Source organism: Thermanaerothrix sp., assembly GCA_026417795.1.
In the GTDB taxonomy this organism is placed as follows: domain Bacteria; phylum Synergistota; class Synergistia; order Synergistales; family Synergistaceae; genus Thermanaerovibrio.
This window is the reverse complement of sequence record JAOACP010000007.1, coordinates 48,722-66,282: the sequence shown is the minus strand read 5'-3', so window position 1 is coordinate 66,282 and position 17,561 is coordinate 48,722. Positions and strand designations below refer to the sequence as shown.

16 protein-coding genes and 1 tRNA gene are annotated in these 17,561 nt (G+C 58.6%); 11 read left to right on the top strand and 6 right to left on the bottom strand.

Translation table 11 applies throughout. From position 1 onward, the window contains the following. Positions 1–519 (top strand): SDR family NAD(P)-dependent oxidoreductase (locus N2315_02670; protein MCX7828091.1); only part of this gene is annotated, 519 nt, incomplete at its 5' end. A gap of 39 nt (positions 520–558) precedes the next feature. Here N2315_02670 and N2315_02665 read toward each other — a convergent pair. Continuing rightward, a complete protein-coding gene (locus N2315_02665; protein MCX7828090.1) occupies positions 559–1,755 on the bottom strand; it encodes a hypothetical protein in 1,197 nt (398 codons plus the stop codon). 142 nt (positions 1,756–1,897) lie between these two features. Between N2315_02665 and N2315_02660 the strand changes: the two genes are divergently transcribed. Then, positions 1,898–2,113 carry a DUF6485 family protein gene (locus tag N2315_02660; GenBank protein MCX7828089.1) on the top strand — a complete coding sequence of 72 codons (216 nt, stop codon included), beginning with the start codon at positions 1,898–1,900 and terminating at the stop codon, positions 2,111–2,113. 149 nt (positions 2,114–2,262) lie between these two features. On the opposite strand, the gene N2315_02655 is transcribed toward N2315_02660, so the two are convergent. Further along, positions 2,263–2,348, bottom strand: a tRNA-Leu gene (locus N2315_02655). A 181-nt stretch (positions 2,349–2,529) separates the two neighbouring features. Between N2315_02655 and N2315_02650 the strand changes: the two genes are divergently transcribed. Together N2315_02650 and N2315_02645 are read left to right on the top strand one after the other, a co-directional pair. After that, the gene (locus tag N2315_02650) at positions 2,530–3,876 is read left to right on the top strand and encodes a 4Fe-4S binding protein (protein MCX7828088.1); all 1,347 of its coding nucleotides are present in this window, start codon (positions 2,530–2,532) and stop codon (positions 3,874–3,876) included. A 66-nt stretch (positions 3,877–3,942) separates the two neighbouring features. Then, the gene (locus tag N2315_02645) at positions 3,943–5,724 is read left to right on the top strand and encodes a methyl-accepting chemotaxis protein (protein ID MCX7828087.1); all 1,782 of its coding nucleotides are present in this window, start codon (positions 3,943–3,945) and stop codon (positions 5,722–5,724) included. A gap of 79 nt (positions 5,725–5,803) precedes the next feature. Here the strand turns inward: N2315_02645 and N2315_02640 are convergent, their stop codons facing one another. Further along, positions 5,804–6,694 (bottom strand): ribokinase, encoded by an 891-nt coding sequence (locus N2315_02640; protein MCX7828086.1) that lies wholly within the window; start codon positions 6,692–6,694, stop codon positions 5,804–5,806. Between the two features lie 143 nt (positions 6,695–6,837). Between N2315_02640 and N2315_02635 the strand changes: the two genes are divergently transcribed. The 6 genes from N2315_02635 (at position 6,838) to N2315_02610 (ending at position 13,594) form a co-directional block, all read left to right on the top strand. After that, positions 6,838–7,833: a LacI family transcriptional regulator gene (locus tag N2315_02635; GenBank protein ID MCX7828085.1), complete on the top strand. Its 996-nt coding sequence runs from the start codon at positions 6,838–6,840 to the stop codon at positions 7,831–7,833. A 170-nt stretch (positions 7,834–8,003) separates the two neighbouring features. After that, positions 8,004–9,041, top strand: coding sequence for a BMP family ABC transporter substrate-binding protein (locus tag N2315_02630; protein MCX7828084.1), 1,038 nt, complete (start codon positions 8,004–8,006; stop codon positions 9,039–9,041). 86 nt (positions 9,042–9,127) lie between these two features. Beyond that, on the top strand, positions 9,128–10,648 hold the full coding sequence (locus N2315_02625; GenBank protein ID MCX7828083.1) for an ABC transporter ATP-binding protein: 1,521 nt from the start codon (positions 9,128–9,130) through the stop codon (positions 10,646–10,648). Further along, positions 10,641–11,681, top strand: coding sequence for an ABC transporter permease (locus N2315_02620; protein ID MCX7828082.1), 1,041 nt, complete (start codon positions 10,641–10,643; stop codon positions 11,679–11,681). Before N2315_02625 ends, N2315_02620 begins: the two co-directional genes overlap by 8 nt. A gap of 2 nt (positions 11,682–11,683) precedes the next feature. Continuing rightward, on the top strand, positions 11,684–12,652 hold the full coding sequence (locus N2315_02615) for an ABC transporter permease (GenBank protein ID MCX7828081.1): 969 nt from the start codon (positions 11,684–11,686) through the stop codon (positions 12,650–12,652). A 6-nt stretch (positions 12,653–12,658) separates the two neighbouring features. Then, complete coding sequence (locus N2315_02610) at positions 12,659–13,594, top strand: nucleoside hydrolase (protein ID MCX7828080.1); 936 nt, start codon at positions 12,659–12,661, stop codon at positions 13,592–13,594. Between the two features lie 188 nt (positions 13,595–13,782). Here the strand turns inward: N2315_02610 and pdxT are convergent, their stop codons facing one another. From pdxT to N2315_02595, 3 genes are all read right to left on the bottom strand, one after another. Then, positions 13,783–14,352 carry a pyridoxal 5'-phosphate synthase glutaminase subunit PdxT gene (gene pdxT / locus N2315_02605; protein MCX7828079.1) on the bottom strand — a complete coding sequence of 190 codons (570 nt, stop codon included), beginning with the start codon at positions 14,350–14,352 and terminating at the stop codon, positions 13,783–13,785. Positions 14,353–14,354: 2 nt separating this feature from the next. Beyond that, a complete protein-coding gene (gene pdxS / locus N2315_02600; protein MCX7828078.1) occupies positions 14,355–15,242 on the bottom strand; it encodes a pyridoxal 5'-phosphate synthase lyase subunit PdxS in 888 nt (295 codons plus the stop codon). 156 nt (positions 15,243–15,398) lie between these two features. Then, complete coding sequence (locus tag N2315_02595) at positions 15,399–16,295, bottom strand: cysteine synthase family protein (protein MCX7828077.1); 897 nt, start codon at positions 16,293–16,295, stop codon at positions 15,399–15,401. Between the two features lie 398 nt (positions 16,296–16,693). Here N2315_02595 and proC point away from each other — a divergent pair, with 398 nt between their 5' ends. After that, the gene (gene proC / locus N2315_02590) at positions 16,694–17,551 is read left to right on the top strand and encodes a pyrroline-5-carboxylate reductase (protein ID MCX7828076.1); all 858 of its coding nucleotides are present in this window, start codon (positions 16,694–16,696) and stop codon (positions 17,549–17,551) included. Positions 17,552–17,561: the final 10 nt, after the last annotated feature.

Below are 17,561 nucleotides of genomic sequence, written 5' to 3'. Positions count from 1 at the left end.
GGCATGACGCTTCCCACCGAGAAGATAACCTTTGACATATGGCGTTTCATGGTGAACCTCAACGTCATGGGAGTGGTTTACGGAACGTATTCCGCCATCCCGATAATGAGGGAACAGGGGTTTGGCCATGTGGTTAACGCCGGTTCCATTGCGGGCCTCGTGCCGGTGCCGTACCAGGCGGTTTACGCCGCCACGAAGGCGGCGGTCATATCCATGACCGAAAGCCTGCAATACGAGCTTGAATCCGAGGGTCTGAAGTTCAGCGTTTTCTGCCCTGGCAACGTGAGGACCCCAATATTCGGCGACTTGGAGCCTCCGGCGGACTCCATATCGGTGGAGGAGGCGGTGGATGCCATATTCCAGGGGATGGAGTCGGGACAGGTGGTTATAGCGTTTCCTGAGTTTGCCGCCAAGATGGGGGAGCTGTATCGGTTGGATCGCAAGACCTTTGACGGCCTGGCGAGGGCCATGGCGGCGGAGCGGCGGGAGAACTACCGGACCAAGGGGACGTACTTCTAGGAGTCCTCCATGCGGCCAAGGGCTGGTGCTGGCCGCGGCTTATTCCGGAGCGGAAGGGTTATCCTTAAGGCGCTGAACCTCGTCCAGTATGCCTATCATTATGACGAGAAGCCCTCCGTTGGCGGTCAGTATCATCCCAACCAACCAGCCTGGGATTAGGTTGCGGATCAGCATGGAGGCTCCAAAGAGGATGGAAGTGCCGTTCATGGCCAGCTGAACCCGCCATAGGTTTACGAGGGGGGAGGGTGTTCTTGCCCTCCCCATATTGCTTATGGCCGCCAGCGTTTCCTTTTTTGACCTTGTGAGGCTCTTAAGGCCGAGCGCCCCTCCCGCCAGGTTTAGAATGGCGATCAAGAGGGTAAGTAGGTTAATAAGCCTTCCTGGAACCAACGAAGATGCGGTTCCAAGGGCTGCCATCACGATCCCCAGTGGAATGCCGGCGGCTGAGGAAATGGACATCCCAAGCGGTGTACTCCCGGTGGACATGACCTGAACTGACATTATTATGAGGAGCAACCCCATCTGGGCGTCGCTGGAGAAGCGGATCATCCCAAAGCTTACGGGTATGAGGGTTATCCCTAGAACCGCCATGAATGTGCCGGTTACCAGCATCATGGCTTTTCCCATGGGCATTATCCTGAGGCTTGTCCAAGGGGCATCGGTGCCGTAGCTTTCCCGTATGCGGATCAGCATGATGCCAAGGGCGTACATTGAGGCTCCGTAGGCCAGGGTTATGCTCCAGACCGATTTCTCCGACAGGCGTCCGGTGGCTGCTAGGATTATGGCCAACCCAAGCATGAAGGACAGCAGGTATGCGGTGCCGCACATGGCCGGAAGGCGCTTTAGCATCCCCCCTTGGGCCCTCCAGGCCCGCATCTTGTCCTTGGATATGGCCATCTCCGCTCCTTGGGCTGTCCCGACCGCGCAAAAACACAATGCCAGGACCCATGCACTCCAGTATTCCGGCGTATCGGGCAGGAATGACGTGAGCATGCCAAGCAGCATGAGCGCCATACCGAAAGAAAGCCTTAACGGCCCTGGCCCTGACTCGCCGATCGGCGACCTCCCTATGGCGGTGGATTCCAGGCCGAACATGAACGTCATAAGCCCCAGGAATCCCTTTTGGTATATCGCTATGGGGCTCCAGAGCAAGCCCAAGATGCCCGCGGTGGCTGCCACGGTCCCAGCGGTTAAGATTACCGCCCCTTCCGGGTGAAACGGCCTGGCGTTGCTCATGTCAGAACGCCCCCTGTCTTCGTTGTGGCGTTGCTTGAGTGATGATAAAATTTAAACACATTATAAGCCATGAGGATGGCAGTTGTTGAAACTCATCCGCTTGGCGTTCGTTGGTTTGATAACAGGTGAGGAGGGGGTAGCAGTGGTTAATGTAAATTTTTGTACCTGCGTAGACAAGGCTTGTTCCGCCCATCCTTCGAACCACCAGGAGGGCTGCACTCCTTGCATAGCCAAGAACCTGGCGGAGGGCTGCATACCTGTTTGCTTTTACCGGAAGATAGACCCAGATATGCCAAGGGAGCAGGATTACTCTTTTCGTGGCTTTGCCAGGTTTGTAATGGACCGGATGGAAGGTTGAAGAAAGTTCCGGTTGGGCTTTGTCGCCACCTGGCTTGATGCCCACTTAAGAGGATGCCGCGGGTCAAGGTGGATGACGGGATTCGAGGGCCCAAAGACGCAAAAAACCGGGGTTCTCGACTCCTTGAGGACCCCGGCCTTGTTTATAGGTGGTGCCGGGGGGGGGACTCGAACCCCCACGTGGTTGCCCACGGCGGATTTTGAGTCCGCTGCGTCTGCCATTCCGCCACCCCGGCGCAAGAAAGCGATGATATAGATACCACAGGGAGCCCCTGTTTGTCTACCCCTATGGGAAATCCCGGCGGCCTGTGGTATAATAATCAAAATATACATACAAAAATGACCTTGAAAAATAGGCTCTTTCCCTGATCTTTAGCTTCCTGCGGTGCTTTATCCTGGGATCTGGAGGTGGTTTAGATGATCGGTTCCAGATGGATAAGGTACGGTTCCCTCTTTTCGTTTCTGCTTTTCATGACTTGGATGGGGTACAGGCACCAGGTTGTTGGAGGAGGTCCTTCCGGGGTGCCTCCGGTGGACGCCCTTTGTCCCTTTGGAGGCCTGGAGAGCCTTTACGCGTACTTGAGGGAGGGTGTCTTTCTTAAGAGGACCGCTCCAAGTTCGCTGATCCTTTGGGGCGTGGTGGCCTTGATGACGATTGGCATTGGACGGGTTTTCTGTGGCTGGATATGCCCCCTTGGGGCCCTGGGGGAGATGGCGGGCATGTTGGGGAAGCGTCTGGGTCTTTCCCGTGCCTTGCAAAAGTTTGAGCCCTGGGGCAGGTTCGTAAAGATCTTGATCCTTGCGGCGGTGCTGATCCTTACGTGGTCCTTTGGAACCCTTGTGATGAGGCCTTACGACCCCTGGGTCAGCTGGGCCCATATGAGCGCCGGGTGGGATGAGATTTCATCGTCTCCATTCGGTTTCCTCGTCCTGTTCATCTTTGTGCTTGGAGCTGCCATGTTGGCGTCCCGTTTCTTCTGTCGGTACCTCTGCCCATTGGGAGGGGCGCTGTGGTTTCTGCAGCTTATGAGCCTGACTAAAGTGAGGCGGGACGAGGGGACGTGTATAAACTGCGGGGCCTGCGACAGGGCCTGCCCCATGGGGATCGCGGTTTCCAAGGCCCGCGCGGTGTCCGATGGGGACTGCATATCCTGCGGAGAATGCGTGGGGGCCTGCCCCGTGAGGGGAACGCTGGGGTTCAGCTTGAAGGGGCTTAGGGTGGCTCCATTGGTGGTTGGGATTGCGGGGCTGATGGTGTTTTTGGGGGCCTACGGCGTCGCCCGGTATGCCGGGTTTTGGCGGACCTACTATGGGGCCTCGAAGGAGGCCGCATCGGACCCGGTGGAGGGGATCTTTGGGTGGATGACGGTGGAGCAGGCCTCAAAGCAGGTGGGGCTGCCGGTGGAGGAGTTCATAAGGGCCGCGGGGCTTGACGAAGGGGTTCCTAGGGATGTGGCGCTTAAGAAGATACCGGGGGTTGATGATGAGAAGGTTAAGGACTCCGTCAGGGCTTACCTGGCTTCAGCCCCGCAGGACAAGAAATCCGTTCCGGATCCTGACTCCATAAAGGGCAGCCAAACCCTTGGGGAGGTGGCTTCCATCTACGGACTCGACGAGAGGCGGATACTCAAGGCCGCCGGATGGCCGGAGGACCTTGCGGAGTCGAAGGACGTGCCCTTGAGGGAGCTGGCCAAGAAGGCTGGAAGTGAGGTTTCATCCATCCGGGAAGCGGTCATGGGTTTGCTTAGGCAAACACGTAAATAGTTTCCTTGTGCTTGAGCTTTGATTAGGGCTAAGCGTTATTTAGGTTAAGAAGGGGGGTATTTTTGCATGAAGGGCAGCTGCTTAAACCGGTTCAGCATCAAAGCCAGGCTTTTGGCCATGATAGCCCTTCTGAGCCTGGTCCTTGCGGCGGTGGTTTCCATGGGAATATACCTCGAGAAGAGGTCCTTGGGTTTGGCCGATACCATGTACAACGATTTCTTCGTGCCATCGGTGCTTGCCATGGACTGTCTTGTGCACGGCCGCGCCATCCAGGGCAACCTTTTGAGGATCACCTTTGCCTCCGATCCCGCTAAGGTTGAGCAGCTGGCCAGTGACATCGCCAGGAGGGCGAAGCAGGTGGATGAGAACATATCCCGGTGGGAGAACACCGTGTTGACAGATTACGAAAAGGAGCGCCTCCCCAAGGCTAAGGAGCTGCTGAAAGCTTATAGGGCCGTGTTGCGGGAGGCTTTGGACCTTGCAAGGTCCGGCCGCGGGGAGGAGGCCCGGGAGCTCTTCGAGCAGAGGGGCTTCCCCGCCTTTGAGGAGTATCAAAAGGAGATGAGGGCTCTTTCTGATTACCTGCGCAATGAGGCGGCCAAGAGGAACCAGGACAACCGCAGGTACTCCGTCAGCGCCCTATGGGTCATGGGTGTGGGTTCCGTCTCGGCGGTGATCCTGATGTTGGCGGCGGGGTTGTTCGTATGCCTCAGCCTGTCAAGGCGTCTTGCTTTCATGGAGCAAGGGGTTAGGGCCTTTGCGGAGGGGGATCTGTCCATGGTTTTTGACGAAGAGGGGGCCGATGAGGTGGCGTCGGTCGGGCGGTCCCTTAACCAGATGGCCTCAAACCTCAGTCGCTCCATGGAGGACATAAGGTCCATGGCGGAGGCTTTGGGCAAGGAAGGGGAGGACTTTTCCGCGGTGTCTCAGGAGACCATAGCCGCCGCCCAGGAGTCCAAGGCCAACGTGGACGAGGTGTCAAGGCAGATGGACTCCCTCTCCGCCTCGGCGTCGGAGATAAGCTCTTCCGTGGAGGAGGTCTCGTCGGGAGCCCAGATGTCGGCCCAGAGGAGCACTGATATAGCCGACCGGGTGGAGGTGGCCAGGGCCTCCGGCTCGGAGGGGGCTTCCTCCGTGGCCCGGGTGGCTCAGCGCATAGAAAGCGTGGCGGAGGCTTCAAGCGCCATGGCCGGGGAGGTGAGGCGCCTTGTGGACAGCGCCAGGGAGATACAGTCCTTTGTGGCGGAGATAAGCGGCATAGCGGATCAGACCAATCTTTTGGCCTTGAACGCCGCCATAGAGGCCGCCAGGGCGGGGGAGCATGGGCGGGGTTTTGCGGTGGTGGCCGAGGAGGTCCGCAAGCTTGCGGAGGAGTCCAACGGGGCGGCCAGGAAGATCTCGGAGCTGGCAAACACCATAACCGAGGAGCTCAAGCGGGTGGTGGAGTCGTCGGACGAGAACTCCCGCCTGTCCCAGGAGGCTTCCTCTTTGGCCAGGGAGGCTGAGAGGACCATAGAGAGCGTAATATCCGCCCTTTCTGAGATATCCTCCGCCACCCAGGACCTGGCGGCGGTGTCGGAGGAGCAGGCGGCGTCCAGCGAGGAGATATCCGCCGCGGTGAGGGACATAGCCGCTGAGGTGTCCAAGGCGGCCTCTTCTTCGGATGTGGTGAGGGATCAGATGTCCGAGGTGACCAAGGCCGCGGAGAGGGTGGCGGAGGGAGCAGAGGACATGGTGAAGCTTGCCTCGAACCTCTTGGGAATGATAGCCCATTTCAAGACCAAGCATGGCCAGCTGTCCGCGGGCGCAGTACAAAGAGGTGCCGCTCTGCCCCCTCCCAGGGGTTAGGCCCATTGGGCCTTGGCCGATTGTTTTGGGCCATAGCTGCCACCCCCCGGCCCGGGAATATAGGGCCGGGGGCGGTCTTTTATGGCATTGAAGCCATTAGCTTTAGCACCTGCTCCCTTGAGGGCATAGAGGGTTGGGCCCCTTCCCTCAGGCACGCAAGAGATCCCGCAGCCACGCCGGCTAGGACCGCCTCGTCCATTGGGCGTCCCTCGCATATCATCACCGCAAAGGCCCCCATGAAGGCGTCGCCCGCTCCGGTTGAGTCAACCACCTCTACCTTTGGCGCTTCAACGGTTCCGTCCTGGTATGGGGATACGAACCTGGCCCCTTGGGATCCCATGGTTAGGACTACCCCTTTGACCCCAAGGTCAAGCAGCTTCCTTATGCCGGTATCTGGCCGGTCCTCGCCGCTCAGTTGGCCTAGCTCCACCTGGTTTAAGACTATGTAGTCGCAGTTCGCCAGGGCCTTTTCTCCCATGGGCCTTATGGGCGATGGGTTGAGGAAGGTTATGCATCCACTGGCCTTGGCGGCCTTCAACCCCGCTTCCACCGTCTCAAGGGGTATCTCCAGCTGGAAGACGGCTCCATGGGCCCCCGTGAAGCAATGAAGGTCCAGGTCCTCGGGGGAAAGGTGGCGGTTAGCCCCTGGGGCGACTATTATGGAGTTGTCGTCTTGAAACACCGTGATCTGCGCCACCCCGGTGTGGACGTGGGACCTTTTTACCTTGGCCTCTATCCCCTCCCGTAAAAGGCTTTCCACCAGCAGGTCTCCAAACTGGTCTTGTCCCACCTTGCCCACCATGGTGACCTTAGCTCCCATCCTGGAGCAGGCCACCGCCTGGTTGCCCCCCTTGCCGCCCTCGGCTGTGGAGAAGGTGCCTCCGGTAAGGGTCTCACCCTTCATGGGCATCCGTTCCGCCCGCATTATCATGTCCATGTTGAGGGAGCCCACCACCACGATCCTCTTCAAGACGATCACTTCCTTAAAATTTGGTTGGTTTCCTTGGGCAATAAAATCCAAAAAGTTGTTGACAATCTCTTGGGATAAAAGTAGCATACGCGCAAAGGATTGCGCAATCCTTTGCGCCCACGGGGGGATGCGATTTGGTGACCATGAAGGACGTGGCTTTGCTTGCCGGGGTGTCGGTTTCCACCGTGTCCCACGTCCTAAACGGTACCAGGCGGGTGGATCCTCACACCCGGGAAAGGGTGCTGAGGGCGGTGGATTCCCTGGGCTACAGGCCTAACATGATGGCCCGAAGCCTAAGGCGGAAGGGAGCGCCCCTCCTGGGCCTTGTGGTGCCCGACGCCACCAACCCCTACTTTGCGGAGGTGGCAAGGGCCGTTGAGGACCGGTGCTATGAGCTTGGATTCTCCTTAATGATGGCCAGCTCCGCAGGGCAGCCCGACAGGGAGAGGCGGGCGGTTGAGGCCATGACGTCCCACCGGGTGGGGGGCATGATAATAGTGGGTCTTGGTTTCCCCGAGGAGCAGGCCCGGGTTCTTTCGGGCCTTGAGATACCGGTGGTCATGGTGGACCGTAAGATAGAGGGTTTGCCGGTGGATTCCGTCCAGTCCGACAACGTGGGAGGCGGGTACCTGGCGGCCCGTTGCCTTTTGGAGCTTGGGCATCGAAGGTTAGGCTGCATTTGCGGCCCCAAGGGGCTTGGGCCAAGCGAAGATCGCTTGAAGGGCTTCACGAGGGCCCTTGGGGAGGAAGGGGTGCCGTTGGATCAATCCCTTGTGGTTTGGGGAGACTTTACCTGTCCTTCCGGCTACGCCCTTGCTTTAGAAATGCTTAAGGACCGCTCGGTGACCGGTATCTTCGCCATGAACGACCTGATGGCCTTGGGAGCGGTGAGGGCCGCCAGGGATCTGGGGCTTTCGGTGCCCGCAGATCTATCGGTCATCGGATTTGACGGCATATCGATCGGACAGTTTCTGGTTCCTCCCTTGACCACCGTGGCCCAGCCAATCGCTGAAATGGGGGCGGTGGCGGTGGATTTGGTGGTTGCCAGGATGGGATCTGAGCGTTTTGAGCCCGTTGCCAGGGTGATAAACTGTAGGCTGGTGGAGAGGAGTTCCACCGGGAAACCAAGGCTCCGGTAGTCCCCTGTGGTTTTAGGGGATAATCTCTACGGAAGCTGTATGAAGCTTACATCGGGGAGGTGGTACTCCGGGCGGGATGGTATGGGCTGAAGGAGATGCGGTGGTTTGAACCACGTGGTTTGGCTTTGAGGGGTTGAGTTTTTCTTTACCGCAGAGGGGAGAGATCACACTTGAAGAAGAAGGTTCTTTCTGTTCTCTTGGTCGCTTGCATGGCCCTTTCTCTGATGGCCTCCGGCGCTATGGCGGCCAACAAGCCCATGAAGGTGGCGCTAATACTGTCCGGTTTTTTGGGTGACAAGTCCTTCAACGACTCCGCTTACAAGGGGCTTTTGAAGGCCAAGAAGGACTTTGGCATAGAGCTCAAGGTTCTGGAGTCCAAGAACCCCGCGGACTGGGAGGCCAACCTGCTCTCCATGGCCTCCGCCAAGTACGACGTGATAATAGGTTCCAGCACCCAGATAGCGGAGCTCATAAAGAAGCACGCCGCCTCCTTCCCGGACGTGAAGTTCGGGGTCATCGACGGCGCTGTTAAGGCCCCCAACGTGGAGTCCATCATCTTCGCCCAGAACGAGGGTTCCTTCCTGGCCGGAGCCGCCGCTGCCATGTTCACCACCAAGACCAACATTCCCGGCGTGAACAACAAGAAGATCATCGGTTGGGTTGGCGGCATGGACATACCGGTCCTTCAGGACTTCCTGACCGGTTACAAGCAGGGAGCCAAGTACATAGACCCCTCCGTTAAGGTGCTGGTGTCCTTCGCCGGGAGCTTCAGCGACCCCCTCAAGGGCAAGGAGCTGGCGCTGGCCCAGTTTGAGCAGGGGGCTGACATAGTTATGAACGTGGCTTCCACCACCGGTAACGGCATACTGGAGGCCGCCAAGGAGAAGGGGCTCTACGCCATCGGCGTGGATATGGACCAGGACGGCATATACCCCGGACACATCCTCACCTCCATGATAAAGAGGGTGGACGTGGCTACCTACAAGGTGGTTAAGGACGTCAAGGAGAACAAGTTCAAGGGCAACACCGTGGTGGAGATGGGCGTGGCCTCCGGCGGCGTGGGGCTTACGGACATGTCGGTTATGAAGAAGGCCCTGGGAGATAAGTTCCCCAATGACATACTGGTCAAGATAAAGCAGCTCACCGAGGACATAAAGTCCGGTAAGATCAAGGTGGAGCAGTATAAGGGCTTCAAGCGGGATATCTAGCCCTGGCCTTTCGGGGCGGGCCTTGCAGGTCCGCCCCTTTTAATCTTACCCTCCCATGTGGAGACTGAGGGGTGTAAAGAGTCCAGATGGAACCCATAGTTCTGATGAGGGACATAGTCAAGGACTTCCCCGGGGTCCGGGCGGTGGACCGGGGTCTTTTTGACCTGATGCCTGGGGAGGCCCATGCCCTTATAGGGGAGAACGGGGCTGGGAAATCAACGCTCATGAAGATCCTTTACGGGGTCTATGAGGCCGATTCCGGGGCCATAACGGTTAAAGGGGAGACCTTCCAGCACCAGACCCCAGGGGAAGCCATAGCCAGGGGCATAGGCATGGTGCATCAGGAGTTCATGTTGGTCCAGCAGCTTACGGTTTTGGAGAACGTGATACTCGGCTTTGAGCCCCGGTTGTCCATGGGCAAGATAGATTTCAGGTCCGCGGAGGAGAGGATAACCTCCATAATGGAGGAGTATGGGCTTTGGGTGGACCTTAAAAAGCGGGTTAACGACATTTCCGTTGGGGAGGCCCAGCGGGTGGAGATAATAAAGGCCCTGTACAGGGGGGCGGAGGTGCTGATACTTGACGAGCCCACCGCGGTTCTGACCCCCCAGGAGGCGGAGGGGCTCTTTAAGGTGATACGGTCCCTCACTGAATTGGGCAAGTCGGTCATATTCATATCCCACAAGCTGAACGAGGTCATGGAGGTGGCGTCCCGGATGACGGTGATGCGCCAGGGCCGCCACGTGGGCACCGTTTTGAAGTCTCATACGTCTATCCCCGAGTTGGCTAGGCTCATGGTGGGGCGCGACGTGTTCCTTGGGGTTCAGCGGTCTCAATCCGCCGCCTCCGGCGACGTGGTCTTAAGCGTGGAGGACATATACGTGCCAAGCTCCAAGGAGCATGCGAAGATACGGGGGGTCTCCTTCCAGGTCCGGCGCTCCGAGATACTGGGCATAGCCGGGGTTGACGGCAACGGCCAGAGCGAGCTGGCGGAGGCCATAGCTGGTTTGAGGTCCGTGGAGCGGGGCAAGGTCAAGATAGATGGGGTGGAGGTCCAGAACATGAGTCCCCTTAAGGTGAGGGAGGCGGGGCTTGCCCACATCCCTGAGGACCGAAACACCCGGGGGCTCAACAGGGTCATGACCGTCAAAGAGAACCTGGCGGGCCTGGCTTTTCGCAGGCCTCCCATATCGAAGGGGGTCGCATTGGTGGAGGGGGAGCTCAACCGTTTTGCGGAGGGGCTGATAAAGACCTTTGACATAAGGCCTCCCCTGGCGGATGCCCCTGCCACGGGTTTCTCCGGAGGCAACGCCCAGAAGATAGTGGTGGCCCGGGAGGTGGACTCCAATCCTAAGGTCCTCCTGGCATGCCAGCCCACCCGAGGGGTGGACATAGGTTCCATAGAGAACATCAGGAAAGAACTGGTCAGGGTGAGGGATAACGGCACCGCCATAGTCCTTATATCTGCGGATTTGGAGGAGATCCTGTCCCTGTCGGACCGCATAGCGGTTCTTTACGAGGGGCGGATAACGGGAATAATAGACGCGGACCAGGCGGATGAGGAGAAATTGGGGCTTCTCATGACCGGGGGTGCTGCAAATGAATAGGCTTTTGAACTCCATTCTCACCGCCCTTCTGGCCCTGGTGATAGGGGCTGGGGCCATAGCGCTGATGGGGCAGAGCCCGGTGGAGTCCTACGTGGAGCTGGTCAAGGGGGCGCTTGTTGGGAAGTTCAACCTGGGGGGTACCCTTGAGAAGTTCGTTCCGCTTCTTCTTACCGCCCTTGCTTTCTCCGTGGCCTCCAAGGCCTCGGTGTTCAACGTGGGTGTGGAGGGAGAGCTTTACCTTGGGGCGATGGCTGCCGCGTGGGTGGGCATCGCCTTTGGCCCCATGCCGTGGCCGTTGCACCTTGTGCTTTGTTTTGCCGCCGCGGTGCTGGCTGGTGCCCTTTGGGCGCTTATACCCGGCTACCTCAAGGCCTACTACGACGTGAACGAGGTCTGTGTCACCATACTGGCCAACTACGTGGCCATATTCTTCACCTCTTACCTGGTCAACTATCCCTTGTCTTCGGGCTTGGGGGCTCCCCAGACCACGCCGGTGCCGGATTATCTCATGCTATCCCGCATAATGCCTCCCAGCATGGCGAACACCGGTCTATTTATGGGCATAGCCATATTGGTGGCCTGTTACTGGGTGGTCCACAAGAGCACCTGGGGCTACCGGTTGCGGGCGGTGGGGGAGAACCGGCAGTATGCGGAACACGTGGGCATAAATTCAAAAGCGGTCATGCTGTGGGCCATGGCGGCCAGCGGCGCCATGGGCGGAATAGCTGGGGCCATACAGGTTTTGGGTGTGTTCGGCTCCTTCGTTGACAACTTCTCTCCGGGGCTAGCCTTTGACGGAATGTTGGCGTCCCTGATAGCCAGGAACGACATAAGGCTTATCCCATTGCTCTCCTTTTTTCTGGCGGCCCTCAAATCCGGGGCGTTGGGGATGGAGCGTTTCACCGGGGTCCCCAAGGCGCTGGTGGATACCGTGATAGCCCTGTTCATACTGTTGGCCTCCATGGAGGGGCTCTTTAAGTTTAAGTTCAAAACCAACAAGTCCGGATCCGATGGATCCGTCGGGAGGGGCTGAAGATGCTGGAGTCCTTGGCGGATTTGATGGACAACCTGTCCTTGGTGGTGGACTACACCCTCATAAGATCCACCCTTAGATCCTCAATGCCCATAATTTACGCCGCCATGGCGTGCGTCATAACCCAACAGGCGGATATATTGAACATAGGTGTGGAGGGCATAATGTTGTGTGGGGCTTTCACCGCCGTGGCGGTTAGCTACTTCTCCGGAAGCTGGCTCCTGGCCCTAGGGGCGTCGGTTCTCGTGGGGGTGGCCATAGCCTCTTTTATGGCCTTGGCCCACATAAAGTATAAGTCCGACGTGTTTGTGGTCGGCATGGGGGTCAACATGTTTGCCCTGGCCATAACCAAGCTCCTTCTGAACAGGCTCCTCAACGAGTCCGGTTCCTTCATGGACCCCGCCATAGCGCCCATGCCAAGGATCAACCTGCCCTTCTTAGGGTCCAATGAGGTCCTCGACAGCCTTTTTAACGGTTACTCGCTTCTGGAGCCGGTGGGGATCCTATTGGTGCTATTCCTTCAATACATGCTGTACAGGACCGTTTGGGGCCTTAGGCTCCGCTGCGTGGGGTTGAACCCAAAGGCGGCGGAGACCGCGGGCATAAGGGTGGCCCTTCGCAAGTTCGAGGTCATGATCTACTCGGGCATCATAGGCGGTGTCGCTGGAGCGTACCTGTCGTTGGGGTACAGCAAGGTCTTCGCGGAGAACATGACCAACGGAAGGGGATTCATGGGGGTGGCGGCGATGCTCTTCGGCGGAGGAGATCCAGTTAAGAGCATGATAGGCTGTTTCATCTTCGGGTTGGCGGACTCGGTGGGGGCGAGGCTTCAGACCTTTGGGTTCCCATCCCAGTTCATCTTGATGATCCCCTATATAGTCACCGCCGCTATACTTAGCCTTGCCATGTACAGAAAGCTTAGGTCCCAGAGGGCCAGGATGAGCGCCCTCTCGGTTCACCTGGAGGAGTGATGCAGCTTGAAGAGGGAAAAGATCATCCTTGACGTTGACCCGGGGCACGATGACGCGGTGGCCATGATGATGGCGGCGTCCCACCCGTCGGTGGAGCTCCTGGCCGTGACGGTGGTGGCTGGAAACCAGACCCTTGATAAGACTGTGAGAAACGCACTCAACATCGCGTCATTGCTGGGGCTCAAGGGCGTGCCGGTGGCGGCTGGGATGTCCCGCCCCATGGTGAGGGAGCAGATAATAGCGGACGACATACACGGGAAGACCGGCCTGGACGGTCCAAGCTTTGATGAACCCACCGTTCGGAAGGACCCAAGGCACGGGGTGGATCTTATGATCGAAACCCTGATGAACTCCGATGGGGACGTAACCGTTGTCCCAACGGGGCCTCTTACCAACGTTGCCATGGCCATGCGCAAGGAGCCTAAGATCGTAGAGAAGATAAAGCGGATAGTGCTCATGGGGGGCTCATATCAACTTGGCAACGTGACCCCTGCTGCGGAGTTCAACATATACGCGGACCCAGAGGCAGCCCACGTGGTGTTCTCCTCCGGAAGGCCGGTGGTGATGATGGGGCTTGATCTCACCAGGCAGGTTCGCTGTACCTCCCAGGTTGTTAGCAGGATAGGAGCCATAGGCAACAGGGTTTCCAAGGTTTTTGTGGAGCTCATGGAGTTCTTCGCTAAGACTCAGCGGGAGATCTTCGGATGGGACGCCCCGCCGCTTCACGATCCTACCACCGTGGCGTACGTCATAGACCCTTCCATATTCGTCACAAAGCCCATGAGGGTTGATGTGGAGCTGAGGGGAGAGCACACCTACGGGAGGACCTGTTGCGACTACTTTGGCGTAACCAAGAGGGAGCCGAACGCCGAAGTGGCCGTCACCCTGGACCTTGACAGGTTCTGGGACCTGTTGGAGGAATGCATAAGACGATACTCCTGAGCTTAGCGGCGGTGTGGGCCGGGTTGGCGGAGGACCTAAGGGAAGCCGGTGCCCCTTAAGGCTAGCCATATTTTAAATGGCGGCGGGACCCCTTTTAATGGGCCCCGCCGCCTTATGTTTTTAACTGGGCTGTGCCTTATAAACCCTGTGCCGTTGGAGCCTTGAAAGAATGGGGGTTGGTTTGATGCTCATCCCACGGAGGACATCTTGAGAAACAGCTTGTGCATTGAGTCGTCCTCGGTGAGCTCCGGATGAAAGGACATCAAAAGGCACCGACCCCATGATAGGGCCACCGGTTCCCCCTGGTGCAGTCCCAGCACCGAAGCCCCTTCTAGTGGAACCAGCTTCGGCGCCCTTATGAAAACCCCAGGTATCCTTTGGCCGTCGTAAAGGGTGATATCCCCTTGGAAGCTGTCTTTTTGGGTGCCGTAGTGGTTCCGCCTTGCCTCCGCCGGGAAGATCCCTATGCTTCCCATTGGGGGATCGTTCAAAACCTTCTTGCAGGTGAGTATGGCCCCTGCGCAGGTTCCCATGAGTGCCAGAGATCCGTCCTTCACTCTGTCCGCTATGGCGGAGGACAGCCCCTCCTGCTGGAGGAAGCGGCCTATGACCGTGCTCTCCCCTCCGGGTATCACGATGCCATCTAAGCCCTCCAGGTCTTCGAGTTCCTTGACTGGCACGGCATCCGCCCCAAGACGGCTAAGCTTTGACATGTGTTCCCTGAAGGCCCCCTGGAAGGCCACCACGCCTACCCGCATGGTTACCACCCTCTTGTCTGAAGCATGGAGGCCTCGTCTATGGAGCTGACGCATATGCCTCTCATGGCCTCTCCCAGTCCTTCGGAGACCTTAGCCACCAGGTCCCAGTCCTCATGGTGTGCCACCGCTTGCACGATGGCCGCCGCCCTCTTGGAGGGGTTCTCGCTCTTGAAGATGCCGCTGCCCACGAAGACCCCGTCGCATCCAAGGTTCATCATGAGCGCTGCATCCGCGGGGGTGGCTATGCCTCCGGCGGCGAAGTTGACCACCGGAAGCCTCTTGAGGCTGTCGCAGGTCTTGATTAGCTCCAGCGGGACCCTAAGTTCCACCGCCAACCGGGAGAGTTCCTCTTCCTCGACCCCAGCTAGGGCCTCTATCTCCTTGGTTACCGTCTTCACGTGTTTTACCGCCTGGGACACGTCGCCGGTGCCCGCTTCGCCCTTGGTCCTTATCATGGCGGCCCCCTCGTTCACCCTTCTTAGGGCCTCGCCGAGGTTCCTCGCGCCGCATACGAAGGGGACGTTGAAGGAGTGCTTGTCGATGTGGGCCTCGTGGTCAGCGGGTGTGAGCACTTCGCTTTCGTCGATGAAATCCACCCCCAGGGCCTCCAGTACCCGGGCCTCCGCGAAGTGCCCTATCCTGGCCTTTGCCATCACCGGTATGGAGACCGCGTTGCGAATCTCCATTATCTTGCTTGGATCCGCCATCCTGGCCACCCCGCCCTGCTGACGGATCTCGGCTGGCACCCGCTCAAGGGCCATCACCGCCGCGGCTCCCGCATCCTCGGCGATCTTTGCCTGCTCTGCGGTGGTGACGTCCATTATCACCCCTCCAACCAGCATTCGGGCCAGGCCGTCCTTCAGCTTCCAGCTTTTGTCCTCCGTGTTCATCATAAAGGCGCCTCCCTTCCGGATTTAACCGAGAGGATATAACAGTTCCCCCGGTGGAGAAATGGACATCCCCGGGGGAACCAAGCGCCTCTTTGGCACGGCACAGTGTGGGATCCAACTTACCCTAATCTGTGCTCATGGATGTTTAAGGTTTTCCTAGCCCTGGTAGTCGAATATTGGGGTGCTGAAGTACCTCTCCCCCCGGTCGCCGAAGATCACCACTATGTTGCCCCGTTCCATCTTGAGGGCCAGCTGCTGGGCGGCGTGGAGGGTGGCTCCGGAGGACATGCCCGCCATTATGCCCTCTTTGGCGGATATGGCCTTGGCCCCCGCGATGGCTTCGTCCCGACTTACGTCTATTATCCCCGTCAGGAGCCCCCTGTCGGCGATGAGGGGCTGATAGGCCTCGGACCTGTGCTTGAGGCCGTCTATGCCGCCGGTGTTGGGCATCGGCTCCACCCCGTAAACCTTAGCGGGCACGCCCTTGTCTTGGAACGCCTTGGCCACCCCCATAAGGCATCCGCCGGTGCCGAAGCCCGCCACAAAGGCGTCAACCTGCCCCTTCAGCTGCTCTATGATCTCCACCCCGGTGCCGGTTCGGTGGGCCTCCACGTTGTCGAAGTTCTCGTTCTGGTTTGCGTAGAAGCAGTCGGGGTTTTCCTTGGCGTACGCCATGGCGGAGAGTATGTGGCTGTCCGGGTCGTCCTTGGTGGTGAGCACCAGGTCGGCCCCCCAGTACTTGAGGATTTTCCGCCTCTCTATGGTCTTGGCCTCGGACATGAAGATCTTCAGCTTGTATCCCTTGACCGCCGCCACCATGCCCAGGGCTATGCCGGTGTTACCGCTGGTGGCCTCCACCAGGGTCATGCCGGGCTTGAGTTCCCCGCGCCTTTCGGCTCCCTCGACTATAGAAAGGGCCACCCGGTCCTTCAGGGATCCGCTCGGGTTCAGCATCTCCAACTTGGCCCATATCTTGACGTTGGGGTTGGGTGACGAGTTCTTAAGCAGCACCATGGGGGTGTTACCCACGTGGGCAAGGATTCCTTCTCTCAAAATTTATTCCTCCCTCGAAGTAATTGACGCTAAGGATTTTGATTCTCATCTCAGGATATGTCAATAAAGCCGGGAAATGAAAATCTTAATCCTCAATGATGATGACTGATGGAGTGACAGGTGATTAAATCGGGAGCGGTTTGACAGGTGGTCCAGCTTGTTTTACAATCTCCCGCATGTTGCGGGAGGGGGTAGGGAACTTGACGTTGTGCTCCTGGTCTGCGTTTCAAGCGATCCCTAGCCCGGGGAGCCCTTGGGGTTCCCCGGGAGGATGCCCTTTGCCCGTCCTTGGCCTTGAGGTATGAAGCAGCTGAGATCGTAAGGCCCTTTGGATGATTTGGGTGCGGGGCCGTCCCTTCGGGGGCGGCCCCGTTTTATTTTCACGGGAGGTGCGACGGATGGACAGGGTAGTTGTGAGGAAGGTGGCCATAATAGGGGCGGGAACCATAGGAAGCGCGGCGGCCATGGCACTTAGGCCCCATTTTGAGGTGATGGCCACCCGGAAGAGGGGCGTGATACCTACGGAGCTTTTGGAGGCCGGAGTGGAGGAGGGAGGGTCTAACCAAGAGGCCGCGTCGTGGGCCGACGTGGTGATATTGGCGGTGAAACCCTACCAGGTGCTGGACGTTATGTCCCAGATAGCTGCCTTAGCGCCGGGATCCGGCCCGAAGGTGGTGATATCCCTGGCGGCGGCCATGACCATCCAGATGATGGAAGCGGTTTGTCCCTTCCCGGTGGTGAGGGCCATGACCAACACCGCCTGTCGGATAAGGCGGGGGTACACGGTTTACGCTAACGGATCGGGCGTGGGAGAGTCGGAGGAGGCCATGGTTAGGAGCGTCTTCAGGTCCATGGGGGCCTTTGAGAGGGTGGATGAGCAGTACCTGGACGTGCTTACCGCCATGTCCGGCAGCGGGCCTGCTTACATATACACCGTCTTGGAAGCCATGATATTGGGCGCCCTCAAGGCAGGGCTGCCCAGGGATCTGGCGTTGCGCGCCGCGGCCAACACCGCCATAGGGGCTTCATCACTTTTGCTTGAGTCCGGTGGACATCCGGCGGAGCTGAGGGATCAGGTGATAACACCAGGAGGGGTTACCATAGAGGGGCTTTACGAGCTTGAGGAGGGTAGGGTAAGGACCGCCTTCATGAGAGCGGTTTCCGCCGCGGCCTCAAGGGCAGTAGAACTGGCGGATTCCGCCAGGAGGAACGTGATTGACAAGGGGATCCTTGCGCATCAGGTCAGGGAGAGTTAGAGTAGAAAAA

Excerpts from the sequence above, each read along its gene's own strand:
- N2315_02620 (MCX7828082.1), top strand. The coding sequence starts at position 10,641 with ATGAATAGGCTTTTGAACTCCATTCTCACCGCCCTTCTGGCCCTGGTG.
- pdxT (MCX7828079.1), bottom strand. The coding sequence starts at position 14,352 with ATGCGGGTAGGCGTGGTGGCCTTCCAGGGGGCCTTCAGGGAACACATG.
- N2315_02625 (MCX7828083.1), top strand. The coding sequence starts at position 9,128 with ATGGAACCCATAGTTCTGATGAGGGACATAGTCAAGGACTTCCCCGGG.
- N2315_02635 (MCX7828085.1), top strand. The coding sequence starts at position 6,838 with ATGAAGGACGTGGCTTTGCTTGCCGGGGTGTCGGTTTCCACCGTGTCC.
- proC (MCX7828076.1), top strand. The coding sequence starts at position 16,694 with ATGGACAGGGTAGTTGTGAGGAAGGTGGCCATAATAGGGGCGGGAACC.
- N2315_02650 (MCX7828088.1), top strand. The coding sequence starts at position 2,530 with ATGATCGGTTCCAGATGGATAAGGTACGGTTCCCTCTTTTCGTTTCTG.
- N2315_02615 (MCX7828081.1), top strand. The coding sequence starts at position 11,684 with ATGCTGGAGTCCTTGGCGGATTTGATGGACAACCTGTCCTTGGTGGTG.
- N2315_02665 (MCX7828090.1), bottom strand. The coding sequence starts at position 1,755 with ATGAGCAACGCCAGGCCGTTTCACCCGGAAGGGGCGGTAATCTTAACC.
- pdxS (MCX7828078.1), bottom strand. The coding sequence starts at position 15,242 with ATGAACACGGAGGACAAAAGCTGGAAGCTGAAGGACGGCCTGGCCCGA.
- N2315_02645 (MCX7828087.1), top strand. The coding sequence starts at position 3,943 with ATGAAGGGCAGCTGCTTAAACCGGTTCAGCATCAAAGCCAGGCTTTTG.